At 74.5% G+C, this 14,352-nt stretch carries 12 protein-coding genes; 3 read left to right on the top strand and 9 right to left on the bottom strand.

Annotation, left to right across the window (positions count from 1 at the left end; all coding sequences use genetic code 11):
• Window positions 1-24: 24 nt before the first annotated feature.
• On the bottom strand, window positions 25-1,848 hold the full coding sequence (locus ACZ597_RS15920) for a hydroxysqualene dehydroxylase (protein ID WP_471329663.1): 1,824 nt from the start codon (window positions 1,846-1,848) through the stop codon (window positions 25-27).
• A gap of 190 nt (window positions 1,849-2,038) precedes the next feature.
• Here ACZ597_RS15920 and ACZ597_RS15915 point away from each other — a divergent pair, with 190 nt between their 5' ends.
• Window positions 2,039-2,344, top strand: a complete 306-nt coding sequence (locus ACZ597_RS15915) for a 4a-hydroxytetrahydrobiopterin dehydratase (RefSeq protein WP_471329660.1) — start codon at window positions 2,039-2,041, stop codon at window positions 2,342-2,344.
• Between the two features lie 6 nt (window positions 2,345-2,350).
• On the opposite strand, the gene ACZ597_RS15910 is transcribed toward ACZ597_RS15915, so the two are convergent.
• The 7 genes from ACZ597_RS15910 to ACZ597_RS15880 all read right to left on the bottom strand — a co-directional run bounded on the left by ACZ597_RS15910 (window position 2,351) and on the right by ACZ597_RS15880 (window position 11,869).
• Window positions 2,351-2,776: an RICIN domain-containing protein gene (locus tag ACZ597_RS15910; protein WP_471329657.1), complete on the bottom strand. Its 426-nt coding sequence runs from the start codon at window positions 2,774-2,776 to the stop codon at window positions 2,351-2,353.
• A 7-nt stretch (window positions 2,777-2,783) separates the two neighbouring features.
• Entirely contained in the window at window positions 2,784-3,626 is an 843-nt protein-coding gene (locus ACZ597_RS15905) for an aldo/keto reductase (RefSeq protein WP_471329654.1), read from the bottom strand.
• Between the two features lie 164 nt (window positions 3,627-3,790).
• Window positions 3,791-4,570 (bottom strand): ABC transporter ATP-binding protein, encoded by a 780-nt coding sequence (locus ACZ597_RS15900; protein WP_471329651.1) that lies wholly within the window; start codon window positions 4,568-4,570, stop codon window positions 3,791-3,793.
• The gene (locus ACZ597_RS15895) at window positions 4,567-7,611 is read right to left on the bottom strand and encodes an ABC transporter permease subunit (RefSeq protein WP_471329648.1); all 3,045 of its coding nucleotides are present in this window, start codon (window positions 7,609-7,611) and stop codon (window positions 4,567-4,569) included. Before ACZ597_RS15895 ends, ACZ597_RS15900 begins: the two co-directional genes overlap by 4 nt.
• A 10-nt stretch (window positions 7,612-7,621) precedes the next feature.
• Complete coding sequence (locus ACZ597_RS15890) at window positions 7,622-8,893, bottom strand: ABC transporter substrate-binding protein (RefSeq protein ID WP_471329645.1); 1,272 nt, start codon at window positions 8,891-8,893, stop codon at window positions 7,622-7,624.
• Between the two features lie 134 nt (window positions 8,894-9,027).
• A complete protein-coding gene (locus ACZ597_RS15885; protein WP_471329642.1) occupies window positions 9,028-10,854 on the bottom strand; it encodes an AMP-dependent synthetase/ligase in 1,827 nt (608 codons plus the stop codon).
• Window positions 10,855-11,017: 163 nt separating this feature from the next.
• A complete protein-coding gene (locus tag ACZ597_RS15880) occupies window positions 11,018-11,869 on the bottom strand; it encodes a LysR substrate-binding domain-containing protein (protein WP_471329639.1) in 852 nt (283 codons plus the stop codon).
• A gap of 132 nt (window positions 11,870-12,001) precedes the next feature.
• Between ACZ597_RS15880 and ACZ597_RS15875 the strand changes: the two genes are divergently transcribed.
• A complete protein-coding gene (locus tag ACZ597_RS15875) occupies window positions 12,002-13,054 on the top strand; it encodes a bile acid:sodium symporter family protein (protein ID WP_471329637.1) in 1,053 nt (350 codons plus the stop codon).
• Window positions 13,055-13,063: 9 nt separating this feature from the next.
• Entirely contained in the window at window positions 13,064-13,492 is a 429-nt protein-coding gene (locus ACZ597_RS15870; protein WP_471329634.1) for a (2Fe-2S) ferredoxin domain-containing protein, read from the top strand.
• Here the strand turns inward: ACZ597_RS15870 and fdhD are convergent.
• On the bottom strand, window positions 13,489-14,328 hold the full coding sequence (gene fdhD, locus ACZ597_RS15865; protein WP_471329631.1) for a formate dehydrogenase accessory sulfurtransferase FdhD: 840 nt from the start codon (window positions 14,326-14,328) through the stop codon (window positions 13,489-13,491). The genes ACZ597_RS15870 and fdhD overlap by 4 nt on opposite strands.
• Window positions 14,329-14,352 lie beyond the last annotated feature (24 nt).

Raw genomic sequence — 14,352 nt, 5'->3', positions numbered from 1 at the left:
CGTAGTCGAGCGGGGCCTCGCCGTTCAGCCCAGGTCGAAGACGTTCCGCAGGCCGAGGCGGTAGCGCCACAGGTCGTGCCGCTTCGCGGACTCCAGCTCCGGGGGACGGTGGCGCGGGATGACCGCGCACCGCGCCGCCCCCGAACCCTCCCGGTCCAGAAGGGCGTTGACGGCCGCGCGGGCCGAGGCGTTCGCGCCCTCCATCGTCGCCAGGTCGATGTCGACGGCCACGTAGTCCCCGCTGAGGAAGAAGTTGGGGATACGGGTTCCCGCGCTCGGCCGGTCGTGGAAGGTGCCGGTCGGGTGGATCAGCAGCTCGTCCTGGTTCGTGGGCTCCGGAGTGCCCAGGCCGTCCACGCCCGGGTCCAGGAACCACGAGTGCAGGGTGCGGTCGGCCAGCAGGGTCTTCCCCGTGTCGTTGAGGGAGGCCTTCAGCTGCGCCCACACCTCCCGCGCCACCTCCTCCCGGGTGCACTGCTTGGCCGTCTTCCCGTACAGGATCCCGGGCTTGTCCCACTCGGAGATGTCCACCGACAGGCAGTCCACGGCCGTGCCGTCGCCGTAGTCGGCCGGGAAGTCGCGGGCCGGCCAGTGCTCGGCCTGCTGGATCGCCGTCAACGACCACGGCGAGTCGATGCAGTTGAGGTGTCCGTGCACCAGCGGGGCGCGCTCGGTCAGATAGAACTGGATGCCGGTCATCCAGTCGGTCCGCAGCCGGTCGCAGCGCCCGAGCATGGGGTCCGCGGCCCGCAGCGCCGGGCTCCAGGTGCGGCGGGCGTGCTCCACGGGCAGGGCGCTGACGTAGTGGTCGGCGGTGACGGTCCGCCGGGCCCCGTCCGGGTCGAGGACCGCGACCCCGCTCACGCGGCCGTCCGCGTACCGCACCTCCTGGACGGTCCAGCCGATCCTGAACTCCACGCCGAGGGAGCGCAGGTGGCGCTCCCACGGGTCGATCCACGCCTCGTTGGTCGGCAGGTTCAGGATCCGGTCCGGCGGGCCGTCCGCGCCCTGGCCGAGGGCGTTGCAGACGAAGGCCTCCCCGAGGGTGCCGACCGTACGGGTCGAGGCCTCCTCGGCCTTGGTGGCCACGATGTTGCGGGTGATGCCCACGGCCAGGATGCGCTGGTACTCGCCCGACATCCGCGCGGCCCGGGTGAACTCCCACCAGGGGGTGCGCTCCCACACCTCGTCGCGGCGCTCGTCGCAGCTGGTGAGGAAGACCAGCACCCGGTTGACGAAGTACGCGGTCTCGTGCGCGGGCAGCCGGACCAGGGACTCCAGCATCCCGGTCATGGCCCGCCGCAGCTCCTCCGGGGTCAGCCCGGCGGGGGAGTGGCCGGGCCAGGGGATCGGCGCGCGCAGGTCCTCGCGGCCGCCCGCCCGGGCGAACATCATCTCCGGCGGGGCCACGAGGTTGTCCCAGACGCCGTTCGCGTTGCCGGGGAAGGGGATGCGCCGCATGGTGTCCGGGAGGTTGTGGTAGATCCCCGGGATGAAACGGAACCCGTGCTCGGCCGGCAGGGGTCTGCGGCCGCCCCGGGCGCTGCCCGGCACGTCCATGCTGCGGGCCTTGCCGCCGAGCGCCCGGCGTTCGTACACGGTGACGGCGTAGCCGCGTTCCGCGAGCTCGTGCGCGGCCGTCAGCCCGGCCACGCCGCCGCCCAGGACGGCGACGGAGCGCCCGGCCGGGGCCGGCGGGCCGGCGGCGGCCGCCGCGGCCGGGGCCGCGAGGGCGCCCAGGGCGGGGAGGGTGCCCGCGGCCGCCGCCGCGCCCGCGATGAACGTGCGCCTGGAGCTTCCCGGGGTTCCCGCGCTTCCCGTCCCGCCCGTGTCACCCGTGCCGGCCATGCCCCGCCTCCTTGTTACCGGTGGTAATGCTTGGTCCGGCGCTGGATCATAGGGTGCGCGGCGGAGGCCCGGAAGCGTCGTGAAGCACCCGGGCGCACTATGGCGGGAAAGGTTCACCACGGCGCACGCCGTGGAAAACTGACAGCACATCACGGGATGACGGGCACGAACACGGGGAAGGAGACAGCGGATGCCGAGCGAACCGCTTTCGCAGAAGGAGATCGAGGACCGGCTCCGGGAACTCCCCGGCTGGTCCTTCGGCGACGACCGGATCGAGCGCACCTACCGCGTGGACACCCACCGGGCCGCGAGCGCCCTGGTCGCCCACATCTGCGCGGTCCAGGACGACCTGAACCACCACTCGGAGCTCACCCTCGGCTACAACACCGTCCGCCTCGCGGTGAACAGCCACGACGCCGGCGGTGCCGTCACCGAGAAGGACTTCGGCCTCGCCGAACGCGTCGAGGCCCTGGCCCCCGCGCACGGGGCGAGCTGACGGGCGTCAGACGGGCTCCAGCCGCCACCACTGGGAGGGCGAGTCGGTGTCCTCGCCCTGCCGGGCCCGGCCCTCGCCGTCGGCCTCCAGCGGCAGCCCGCTGATGCACGCCACCAGCGACACCACCCCCGGATCGTCCAGGTGCTCCTCCACCAGCCACTCCTGGGCGCCGAAGGCGTTGGCCCGCCACACCTGCACCCGGGCCCCGCTCTCCGTCGAGGCGTTCGCCACGTCCAGGCGCCGGCCGTTGTCCTCGCTCACCACGTGGAAGACCCCGCCACCGCTGTGCACCGCGGAGATCCGCCACCGCCGGGCGGCCGCCGGAGCGGGCGGCCCGTCGGGGCCCACCCGTACCCGCGAGGCGCCCTCCAGCTGGAGCACGAGCCCGCTGTCCACGTTGCGGATCCGGTAGGTCCCGTCTTCGAGGCTCACCCGCGCCTCAGTTGTCGAACACGGCCGGATCCGGCCCGATCCGGTGCCCGCCGGCGCCCAGCGCGTCCAGCGCCGCCAGGTCCTCGGCGTCCAGCTCGAAGCCGAAGACGTCCAGGTTCTCGCGGATCCGGGAAGGCGTCACCGACTTCGGGATCACCACGTTCCCCAGCTGGAGGTGCCAGCGCAGCACCACCTGCGCGGCGCTGCGGCCGTGCTTGGCGGCGACCGAGGCCACCGCCGGAAGACCGAGGAGCTCCTTGCCCTGGCCCAGCGGGGACCAGGCCTCGGTGGCGATGCCGAGGGAGGCGTGCAGCTCCCTCAGTCCGGCCTGCGGGAACAGCGGGTGCAGCTCGATCTGGTTCACCGCCGGGACCAGCGGACTCACCTCGCGCAGCCGCTCCAGGTCCTCGGAACGGAAGTTCGACACCCCGACCGCCCGGGCCCGGCCGCTCGCCGCGATCTCCTCGAAGGTCTTCCAGATGGTCAGGAAGTCGTCGCGCATGGGGCGCGGCCAGTGGATCAGGTACAGGTCGACGTGGTCGAGGCGCAGCTTGCCGAGGGAATCGTCGAAGGCGCGCAGCGTCTCGTCCCGGCCCCACCGGTGCCTGGAGCTGTTCCACAGCTTGGTGGTGACGAAGAGCTCCTCGCGCGGGACCCCGGAGGCGGCGAGGGCCTTGCCGGTGCCGCGCTCGTTGCCGTAGGCCGCCGCCGTGTCGACGCTGCGGTAGCCGGCCTCCAGCGCGGTCGAGACGGCCTTCTCCGCCTCGGAGTCCGGCACCTGCCAGACGCCGTAGCCGAGCTGGGGCATGGACGTGCCGTTGTTGAGCGTGACGGCGGGCACCTGGTTCACGTCTGGTCGTTCCCTCGGGTCGGTGGTGCGGTGTGGCGGCGCCGCACCACGGGGTACGGCGTACGGGGGCGGCAACCGGCCTCCCGCCCAGCCTATTCCCGCCACCGGCCCCGCACCCCGCCCCGCCACCCGTACGGCCGCCGGGGCGTGCGCCCGGGCCGCCGCTACGCCGACCCCAGGTAGGCCTCCCGCACGCGCCGGTCCGCTCGGACCTCGGCCGGGGCGCCCTCGGCGAGGACGGAGCCCAGGTCCAGGACGACGACCCGGGTGCAGAGGCCCATCACGAACGCCACGTCGTGCTCCACCAGCAGCACCGCGCAGCCCTCCGCCGCCAGCCGCCGCACCACCCCGGCGAGCTGCTCCCGTTCCGGCGCCGACATCCCCGACGCGGGCTCGTCGAGCAGCAGCACCCCCGGCGGGTCCGCCACCGCGCGGGCCAGTTCCACCATCCGGGCCTGCCCGACCGGCAGCCCGCCCGCGTACGAGGACCCGAGCGCGCCGATCCCGCAGTCCGCCAGCACCCGCCCGCCCCGCTCCCGCCGCGCCCGCTCCCGGGCCCGGCGGGAGGGCAGGGCCAGCAGGTCGGCGGCCGGGCCGCCCCCACCGCCCCGCCACTCCTGGGCGACCAGCACGTTGTCGGCCACGCTCAACTGCCCGAACAGCTGCTGCCGCTGGAAGGTGCGGCGCATCCCGTGCCGGGCCCGCCACACGGGGGAGCGGCGGGTGATGTCCGCCCCGTCGAGCAGGATCCGCCCCCGGTCGGGGCGCCGGATCCCCGACAGCACGTCGAACAGGGTGGTCTTCCCGGCCCCGTTCGGCCCGATCAGCCCGCACACCTCCCCGGCCCGGACCCCGAGGTCCACCCCGGCCAGCGCCCGGACCCCGCCGAAGCTCACGCCGATCCCGCTCGCACGGAGCACGTACCCGCCCGTACCACCGCTCATGGCGCCATCCCCAGGTAGGCCTCGGTCAGCCGGTCCTCCTCCACCTCGGCCCGCGGGCCGCACCAGGAGACCCGGCCCTGTGCGAGGCAGGCCACCGTGTCGGCCATCCCGAGGATCTCGGCGGCCTTCTCCTCCACCAGCAGCAGGGCGGTGCCGGCGTCGCGGAGCTCGGTCAGCAGCGCGTACACCTCCTCCACGACGCGGGGCGCGAGCCCGAGGGAGGGCTCGTCCGCGATCAGCACCGCCGGCGGGCGCTGGAGCAGCGGGGCGAGCGCGAGCATCTGCTGCTCCCCGCCCGACAGGGCCCCGGCGGCGACGGCGCGCCGCTCCCGCAGCCGGGGGAACCGGCCGTACACGGCGTCCCGTTCGCCGGGGTCCTCCAGGTACAGGGCCAGGTTCTCCTCGATGGTGAGCGCGGGGAAGATCCCGCGGCCCTCGGGGGCGAGCAGCACCCCGGCGCGCGAGCGCCGCACGGGCCCGTCACGGGTCGCGTCCCGCCCGGCCACGGCGACCGTCCCGCCCGTGGCCGGCAGCAGCCCGGCCGCGACCCGGCAGGCGGTGCTCTTCCCGGCCCCGTTGGGCCCGAGCACGGCCAGGATCTCCCCGCGCCGGACGGTGAGGTCCACCCCGTGCAACACGGTCCCGCCGTCGTACCCGGCGACGACCCCGCGCAACTCCAGCGCGACCGGTCCGGCGGGGCCGTCCCCCGCCCCGCCCCTTCCCGCGGCACCCGTCAGCGGGTCCACCCCGGGCGCGCGCTCCACCCCCACCACCCCGCCGCCGGCACCCGCGCCGCCCGCCACGGCGCTGTCGTCGGCACCCGCGCGGCCGCCCGCCACGGTGCTGTCGCCCGCACCTGCGCCGCCGCCCGCCACGGCGGTGTCGCCGGCACCTGCGCCGCCGCCCGCCACCCCGCCACCGCCGCCCGCACCCGCGCCGCCTGACACGGCGCTGTCGCGCGTTCCCGCGCCGCCTGCCACGGTGCCGCCGCACGTTCCCGCGCCGCCCGGCACCCCGCCGCCGCCCGCACCCGCACCCGCACGCGCCCGGGGCCGGAGGGCCGCCCGGGGGCCGGGGGCCGCCGGGGCGGTCGCCGCCCCGGGGGACCCGGCCCCGTCCCCGTTCCGCCCGGCCAGGGCACCGGCACGGGCCCAGCGCAGCGGACCGGCCGCGCAGTAGCCGTCGGGGTCGTTGGCCAGGGCCAGGCCGGCCAGGCCGAAGAGGATCACCGGCAGATGCGCCGACTCCGTCACGTAGTCCGACAGCAGCCGCGGGGCCACCGCGAACACCAGCCCCGCCACCACCGCGTACGGCGCCCTCCGCACCCCGGCCGCGACCACCACCGCCAGCCACACCAGCCCCGTCAAGGCGGTGAAGTCCGTGGCCGTGATCCGGGTGTTGTACGAGGCGTACAGCACGCCCCCGAAGCCGGCCAGCCCCGCCGACAGGGTGAACAGCAGCAGCTTCGTCCGCAGGACGGACACCCCGGACGCCATGGCCGCCGCCGGGGCGGAGCGCACCGCCAGCATCGCCCGCCCCGACGGGGAGTTCCGCAGGGCGCCCAGCGCGGCCGCCACCAACGAGACCAGCACCACCAGGGCCACCCCGAGCGCCCGGTCGTCGGACAGGTCCACCGGTCCGATGACCGGTCTCGGCACCGCCCAGCCCGCGTCCCCGCCGCGCAGCCACCGCATCTGGAACAGCACCTGGTCTGCCAGGAACGCCAGCGCCAGGGTGGCCAGCGCCAGCGAGCGCCCGCCCAGGCGCAGCGCGGGCAGCGCCACCAGCGCCCCCAGCGCGGCGGCCACGCAGGTCCCCGCCGCCAGCGCCGCCGCGAAGGGCCAGCCCCGGCTCATCAGCAGCCCCGCCACCAGCGCGGCGCCGGTGACGAAGGTGGCCTGTGCCAGCGAGACCATCGCGCCGAGGCCGGTCACGACGGTGAAGGACATGAACACCAGCCCGATGGCCAGCCCCTGCGCCAGCAGCCCGCTCCAGAACGGGGTGGTGACGGTGTAGAAGGCCGCGCCGAGCAGGACGGCGCCCGCCGCCCACACGCCCCACCGGCGGCCCCACGGGGCCCCGGCCAGATGGTCGGGCGGTGGCGGCTCCACGGCCGTCACCCCGGCGGTGCGGGCCCGCCGCGTCAGCACCAGCAGCCCGCCGAACAGGATCAGGAACGGCACCGCGGTGCGGAAGCCGGTGATCCCCTCGGCGAAGGAGGCGTACCCGGCGACGAGGTTCTGCACCACCCCGAGCCCCAGCCCGCCCGCGAAGGCCAGCGGTACGGAGGCGAACCGCCCGATCACGGCGGCCGTCGCCGACACGAACAGGAACAGGGTGAAGTCGTGCGCCGACAGCCCCAGCAGCGGGGTGGCCAGCACTCCGGCGAGCCCGGCCAGTGCGGAGGCGATCATCCACGCCACCGACGACAACCGGTCGGCGCTGATCCCGCGCAGCTCGGTCAGCGACCGGTTGTCGACGGCGGCCCGCAGCCGCAGGCCCAGCCGGGTGTGCCGCAGCAGCCCCCACAGGGCGGCCGCCACCACCGCCGTCACCACCCAGGTGATCAGCTGGTCGGAGTCCACGCCCACGCCGTCCGCGAGCTGCCAGGAGCGCGCGGGGCTCGGCCCCACCCCGGGCAGCCCGAACTGGTTCTCGGCGGGCTTCAGCGGCAGGCCCGCCTCCGTCAACAGGTCCACCGCCCAGAGCCCGGCCGCCGGCAGCGCCACCAGCAGGCCGATGGTCGCCACGATCTGGGCGGTCTCCCCGACCCGCGCGAGCCGGCGGAACATCAGCCGGTCCAGGCCCCAACCGAGGCCGGGCGCGAGTACGCACACCACCAGCAGGGCGGCCGGGACGGCAGGCCAGCCCAGGCCCGAGTGCAGCTCGTAGAAGGTGAGCGCGCACAGGTAGGCGGTGGCCCCGTGCGCGAAGTTGAACAGGCCGGACGCCGAGTACGACAGCACCAGCCCGGTGGCGAGCAGTGCGTACAGGGCGCCGGAGACCAGGCCGCTCAGTACGAAGACGAGCAGGTCGCCCATGCCGCCCGCCCTACTTGAAGGGGATCGGCTCGTGGCACTCGAACGGCACGGAGACCTCGTACCGGCCGCCCTTGAGCTGTACGAGCGCCCCGCAGCCGAAGCTGTCCTTCTGGCCCTTGGGCTCGGCGCGGTCGCCGACGAGGGTGCCGGTGTCGGAGAAGCTCTGGGCGGCGTTCTGGAAGTGCGTGGTGGTGAGGTCCCTGCCGGCCTTCTGGGCGATGGCGAGGAAGAGGTCGGCCGACATGTACCCGGTGAGCATGTGCATGTTCAAGGGGACTTCATGTCCGCCCGAGGCGGCCTTGATGTCGGCCTTGAACTGCGCCATCTTCGGGCTGCCCGACTCGAAGGGCTCGAACTGGAGCAGGACGTGCACCCCTTCGAGGGCCTGCCGGGTGGCGTCCTTGGCGAGCAGCCCGGGGTCGTAGTCCGTGGGGTCGGAGATCAGGCCCTTGTAGCCGGCGCGCTTGAGGGCGGTGAAGAGGCCGATGTTGTTCGGGGTCTGCATGACCGAGACGACGGCGTCCGGCGCCTTGCCGCCGCCGCTCTCCATGATCTCCTTGACGTACGCGCTCCAGTCGCTGGGCACGGCCGTCGCGGGCACCGAGGCCTTGGCGTAGGGGACGGTGAACCCGGCCGCGGCGAAGCCCTGCTGGAAGGTGCGGATGCCGAACTTGCCGGCGTCGCTGTCGTTGGCGATGACCGCGACCGACCGGCCCTTGGCCCCGCCGAGGACCTTGGCGATGCCCTCGGGCCAGGTCTGGTTGAGGGTGCCGCCGGGGGAGGGGACCAGGCAGCCGTTGAAACCGTAGATGTACTTGGGGCCGCAGAAGGAGGGCAGGGTGCCCCAGCCGAAGGTGGGGACCTTCTCCTGCTCCAGGAAGTCGGCGCCGGAGAAGGTCACCGAGCTCATCGGGGCGACGGCGAAGACCTTGTCCTGCTGGACGAGTTTGCGGGCCGCCGCCAGGTTCTTCCCGGGGTCCTGCCCGTCGTCCTCCGCGCCGACGTAGTCGATCGTGCGCCCGTGCACGCCGCCCTCGGCATTGGCCCGGAGGTAGCGGGCCTTCGCCCCGAGGTCGGTGTCCTTCTTGCTGTATCCGCTGGCGCTGGTCATCGACACGATCCCGCCGACCCTGATGCTCTTGTCGGTCACCCCGCGCTGGGTCCCGGGCGCGCTCCCGGGCTTCCCCGGCACCGCCCGGTCGGCAGGGGAGGCGGAATTGCAGGCGGAGACGAGCGCGAGCACGGCCGCGGCGGCGGCCAGGGCGCGGATGGGTCGCGACATGGGTGGATCCCCTCCGTAGGAATCCCCGCATTCTGTGCTTGACCTGACGCACCGTCAATATCTTGGGCGAGGTGAAATGACGGTCCGTCAGATCCTGCTGACGCCCGGTGGCCGCGACCGTCGGCGGGCGCATCCTAGGACGGGTACAGGCCCGCGACCTCCCGCTCGTACGCCTTCTCGATCGCCCGCCGCTTCAGCTTCAGGGAAGGCGTCAGCAGCCCGCGCTCCTCCGTGAACTGCTCGGGCAGCACCCGGAAGGCGCGGATCCCCTCGGCCTGCGAGACCAGCGTGTTCGCCGCCACCACCGCCCGCCGCACCTCCGCCGTCAGATCCGGGTCCCCCGCCACCTGCTCGGCCGTGCGCTGCGGCAGCTTGCGCATGGACAGCCAGTGCGCGACCCCCTCCATGTCCAGGGTCACCAGCGCCGCGACGAACGGCCGGTCGTTGCCCACCAGCACGCACTGCGACACCAGCGGATGCGAACGCACCCGCTCCTCCAGGGCCGCCGGGGCCACGCTCTTGCCGTTGGAGGTCACCAGGATCTCCTTCTTGCGCCCCGTGATGATCAGGTAGCCGTCCCCGTCCAGCCGGCCCAGGTCCCCCGTCGCCAGCCAGCCGCCCCGCAGCACCTCCTGCGTCGCCCGCGGATCACCCAGGTACCCGGAGAAGACGTGGCCGCCGTACAGCCACACCTCCCCGTCGTCGGCGATGTGGACCGTACCGCCCGGGATCGGCGGCCCCACCGTCCCGTACTTGACCGCCCCCGGCGGATTCGCGGTCGCCGCCGCGCAGGACTCCGTCAGCCCGTACCCCTCGAACACCGTGATCCCGGCCCCGTCGAAGAACAGCCCCAGCCGCCGCGACATCGCCGACCCGCCCGACATCGCGTACCGCACCCGGCCGCCGAGGGCCTCGCGGACCTTCCCGTACACCAGCTTCTCGAAGACCTGGTGCTCCATCCGCAGCGCCGCCGAAGGGCCCGGCCCGCTCCCGAACGCCTTCTGCTCGCGCGCCTCCGCATACCGCACGGCCGTCTCCACCGCCCGGTCGAAGGGACCCCTGCGCCCCTCCGCCTCCGCAGTGCGGCGCGCCGCCGCGAAGATCTTCTCGAAGACGTACGGCACCCCCAGCACGAAGGTCGGCCTGAACGCCGCCATGTCCGGCAGGAGTTCGGCTGCGGCCACCGCCGGCTGGTGCCCCAGCTTCACCCCCGCCCGTACGGCCGCCACCTCCACCATCCGCCCGAACACGTGCGCCAGCGGCAGGAACAGCAGCGTCGACGGCTGATGCCCGCCCGGCCCCGCCCGGAAGACCGCCTCCCACCGCGCCACCAGCGTGTCGGCCTCGTACATGAAGTTGGCGTGGGTGAGCACGCAGCCCTTGGGCCGGCCCATGGTCCCCGAGGTGTAGATGACGGTCGCGACGGCGTCCGGGGTCACGGCCCCGCGGTGCCGGTGCACCACGTCCTCGGCCACCCCCCGCCCGGCCGCCACCAGCTCCTCCACCGCCCCCGCGTCGAGCTGCCACAACAGCCGCAGCCCCGGCAGCCGCTCGATCACCGAGCCGACCGTCATCGCCTGGTCCTCGTTCTCCACCAGGCAGCCCGTGCAGGCGGAGTCGTACAGGATCCAGTGCACCTGCTCCGCCGACGACGTCGGGTACACGGGGACGGGCTGCGCCCCGATCGCCCAGAGTGCGAAGTCGAACAGCGTCCACTCGTAGCGGGTACGGGACATCACGGCGACCCGGTCCCCGAACTGGACCCCCTGCGCCAGCAGCCCCTTGGCGAGCGCGAGCACCTCCCCGGCCAGCTGACGGGCGGTCACATCCCGCCAGGCCCCGTCCGTCTTGCGCCCGAGTACCACATGCTCCGGATCCTGCCCGGCGCGCAGGAAGACGCTGTCGGCCAGTCCTCCGGTCGGCGCGCCGGTGACCAGGGGTGGGACGGTGAACTCGCGCAAGTTCCGCTCCTCTGCGTGCAGGGCGCCGCGACGCTACCTCACCCGCACCCGTGCCCGGCACCCCCTCGGAAACCTCCACAAGATCCCCCCGCGCCCCCGCCCCGCACCCGCACCCCGCTCGGCAACCACCGCCCACCCCCGGTGCCGCGAGGGGGAGCACCCGCTACGCCGGGCGGCTCAGGCGGTCGCCGCCCGCCAGGATCGCCGCCGCCAGGGCCTCCGCCGCCGGGGTCGGGCGGCGGCCCTGGAGCAGGGCGAACTCCACCGGCCCCAGTTCCGGCAGCCCGCCCACCCGTACCAGGCCCGGCGGGATCAGACCCCGGGTGTGCGCCATCACCCCGAGCCCGGCGCGGGCCGCCGCGATCAGGCCGCTCAGGCTGCCGCTCGTACACGCGATGCGCCAGGCCCGGCCGTCCCGCTCCAGTACCTCCAGGGCCCGCGCCCGGGTGATCCCCGGCGGCGGGAAGACGATCAGCGGCACCGGGCGCTCCGGGTCGACCCGCAGCCCCTCCGCCCCGATCCACACCATCCGGTCCCGCCACACCAGCCGGCCCCGTTCGTCCCCCGGTCCGCGCCGCTTGGCCAGCACCAGGTCCAGCCGGTCCGCGTCCAGCCGTTCGTGCAGCGTCCCCGACAGCTCCACCGACAGCTCCAGGTCCACCTCGGGGTGCTCGTGCCGGAACCCCTCCAGGATCTCCGGCAGCCGCGTCAGGACGAAGTCCTCGGACGCCCCGAACCGCAGCCGCCCCCGCAGCCGGGTCCCCGTGAAGAAGGCGGCCGCCCGCTCGTGCGCCTCCAGGATGGTCCGCGCGAAGCCCAGCAGTGCCTCGCCGTCCTCCGTCAGGCCGACGGTGTGCGTGTCCCGCACGAAGAGCGGACGCCCCGTGGCCTCCTCCAGGCGCCGCACGTGCTGGCTGACCGTGGACTGCCGCACCCCGAGCCGGGCCGCCGCCTGCGTGAAGCTGAGCGTCTGGGCCACGGTGAGGAAGGTGCGCAGCTGGACCGGGTCGTACATGCACCCAGCCTAGGCGGTCATCGTGTTCCGTGATGGCAGTCAGTTCGGTGTGCGTGTTTCCCGATCACCGTCGTCCCGCGACGATGGGGGTGCCCCTCGCCTTCCCCCGTACGACAGCAAGTGAGCACCCCCATGCGACGCCCCCGCCTTCCCGCCCGGCTGCCCCTGGACCCGTACGTGCTGGCCCTGCTCGCCACCGTGGGCCTCGCCGCGCTGCTCCCCGCCCGGGGCGCCGGAGCCACCGTCGCCGACGGGGCCTCCACCGCCGCGGTGGCCCTGCTCTTCTTCCTCTACGGGGCCCGGCTCTCCACCCGCGAGGCCCTCGACGGCCTGCGCCACTGGCGGCTCCACCTCACCGTCCTGGCCTGCACCTTCGTGCTCTTCCCGCTGCTGGGCCTGGCCGCCCGCCCGCTCGTGCCCGGCCTGCTCACCGAGCCCCTCCACAGCGGCCTGCTCTTCCTCTGCCTGGTCCCGTCGACCATCCAGTCCTCCATCGCCTTCACCTCCATCGCCCGGGGCAACGTCCCCGCCGCGATATGCGCGGGCTCCTTCTCCTCCCTCGCCGGCATCCTCCTCACCCCCCTGCTCGCCGCCGCCCTCCTCGGCAACGACGCGGGCGGCTTCTCCGCCGACTCCCTCCTCAAGATCGTCCTCCAGCTGCTGCTGCCCTTCCTCCTCGGGCAGGGCCTGCGCCGCTGGGTCGGCGGCTTCCTCGTCCGCAACAAGAAGGTGCTCGGCTACGTCGACCGGGGCTCGATCCTGCTCGTCGTCTACGCGGCCTTCAGCGCGGGCATGGCCGCCGGGGTCTGGCACCAGGTCAGCCTCCCGCGCCTGGGCGCCCTGATGGCGGTGGAGGCCGTACTCCTCGCCTTCATGCTCCTCGCCACCTGGTACGGGGCGGCACGCCTCGGCTTCGGCCGCGCGGACCGCGTCGCCATCCAGTTCGCCGGGTCGAAGAAGAGCCTCGCCGCCGGACTCCCCATGGCCAGCGTCCTGTTCGGGGCCCAGGCCTCCCTGGCGGTGCTGCCGCTGATGCTGTTCCACCAGATGCAGCTGATGGTCTGCGCGGTCCTGGCGCGCCGCCGCGCCCGGGACCCCGAGGCGGTCCTCCAGGACCAACTCGACGCTCGACGTGTGGTGGAGGTCTCGCCCGGGGCCCAACCCCCCGCCGCGCAGGGCCGGTAACGTGCGGCGGTGACCTGGATACGCCCGCTCGCCGCCACCGCCCCGCGCCCCTGCACCCTCGTCGTCTGCCGGGGCTGCTGCTGCGGGGACCCCCGCAAGAACCCCGGCTCCGACCACGCCGGACAGCTCGCCCGGCTGCGGGAGGCCGCCGCCGCGTCCGGGGGGCGCCTCGCGGTCCGTACGAGCGACTGCCTCGGGCCGTGCGCGCAGGCCAACGTGATCGTGGTCCAGCCCACCACCGAGGCCCGCCGGCGCGGAGCCCGGGCCGTCTGGTTCGGCTGGGCCCTGGACGACACCGCGACGGACGAGATCATCGCCTGGGCCGAATCCGGCGGCCCCGGCAGCACCCCGCTCCCCGCCACCCTCGATCTGCACCGCATCGACCCCCCGGAGCCGAAGCAGCCCGCGGCCTCCCCGCGCCGGGGCCGGCGCCGTTAGGCCGTGCCCGGCAGGAGGACCCGCTGCTCGCCGGCGTACACGTTCATGTCAGGGCCGCGCAGGAAGCCGACCAGCGTCAGCCCCGACTCGACGGCCAGGTCCACCGCCAGCGAGGACGGTGCCGAGACCGCCGCCAGCACCGGGATGCCGGCCATGACCGCCTTCTGCGCCAGCTCGAAGGACGCCCGCCCCGACACCAGCAGCACCGACCCGGCCAGCGGCAGCCGGCCCGCCTGGAGCGCCCGCCCGACGATCTTGTCCACGGCGTTGTGCCGCCCCACGTCCTCCCGTACGTCCAGCAGCTCGCCCTCCGCCGAGAACAGCGCGGCCGCGTGCAGCCCGCCGGTGCGGTCGAAGACCTTCTGCGCCGCGCGCAGCCGGTCCGGCAGCCCGGAGAGGAGCTCCGCGGAGACCCGTACCGGGTCGGCGGCGAGCCCCGGGAAACGGGTCGCCGTACGGACCGCGTCCAGGCTGGCCTTGCCGCACAGGCCGCATGAGGAGGTGGTGTAGACGTTCCGCTCCAGCGTGATGTCCGGGAGGGGAACCGAGGGGGCCAGCTGCACGTTGACCACGTTGTAGGTGTTGGAGCCGTCCTCGGTGGCGCCCTCGCAGTACGTCACGGCCTGGACGTCCGAGGTGCGCGCTATGACGCCCTCGCTGACCAGGAAGCCCGCCGCCAGCGCGAAGTCGTCCCCCGGTGTGCGCATCGTGATGGCCAGCGGCTTGCCGTTGAGCCGTATCTCCAGCGGCTCCTCGGCGACCAGGGTGTCGGGCCGGACCCCGGCCGCCCCGCCCCGGATGCGTACGACACGGCGCCGCTCGGTGACCCGTCCCATCGTGATCCGCCCACCTGTTCCGTC

The sequence above is a fragment of the Streptomyces sp. NPDC040718 genome (assembly GCF_055593565.1).
The sequence above is the reverse complement of the archived record's forward strand: the minus strand, read 5'-3'. Positions and strand labels throughout refer to the sequence as shown.

What these genes read in the sequence shown, in the direction of transcription:
- ACZ597_RS15915 (WP_471329660.1), top strand. Translation starts at nt 2,039, where the DNA reads ATGCCGAGCGAACCGCTTTCGCAGAAGGAGATCGAGGACCGGCTCCGG.
- ACZ597_RS15920 (WP_471329663.1), bottom strand. Translation starts at nt 1,848, where the DNA reads ATGGCCGGCACGGGTGACACGGGCGGGACGGGAAGCGCGGGAACCCCG.
- ACZ597_RS15895 (WP_471329648.1), bottom strand. Translation starts at nt 7,611, where the DNA reads ATGGGCGACCTGCTCGTCTTCGTACTGAGCGGCCTGGTCTCCGGCGCC.
- fdhD (WP_471329631.1), bottom strand. Translation starts at nt 14,328, where the DNA reads ATGGGACGGGTCACCGAGCGGCGCCGTGTCGTACGCATCCGGGGCGGG.
- ACZ597_RS15890 (WP_471329645.1), bottom strand. Translation starts at nt 8,893, where the DNA reads ATGTCGCGACCCATCCGCGCCCTGGCCGCCGCCGCGGCCGTGCTCGCG.
- ACZ597_RS15880 (WP_471329639.1), bottom strand. Translation starts at nt 11,869, where the DNA reads ATGTACGACCCGGTCCAGCTGCGCACCTTCCTCACCGTGGCCCAGACG.
- ACZ597_RS15875 (WP_471329637.1), top strand. Translation starts at nt 12,002, where the DNA reads ATGCGACGCCCCCGCCTTCCCGCCCGGCTGCCCCTGGACCCGTACGTG.
- ACZ597_RS15900 (WP_471329651.1), bottom strand. Translation starts at nt 4,570, where the DNA reads ATGAGCGGTGGTACGGGCGGGTACGTGCTCCGTGCGAGCGGGATCGGC.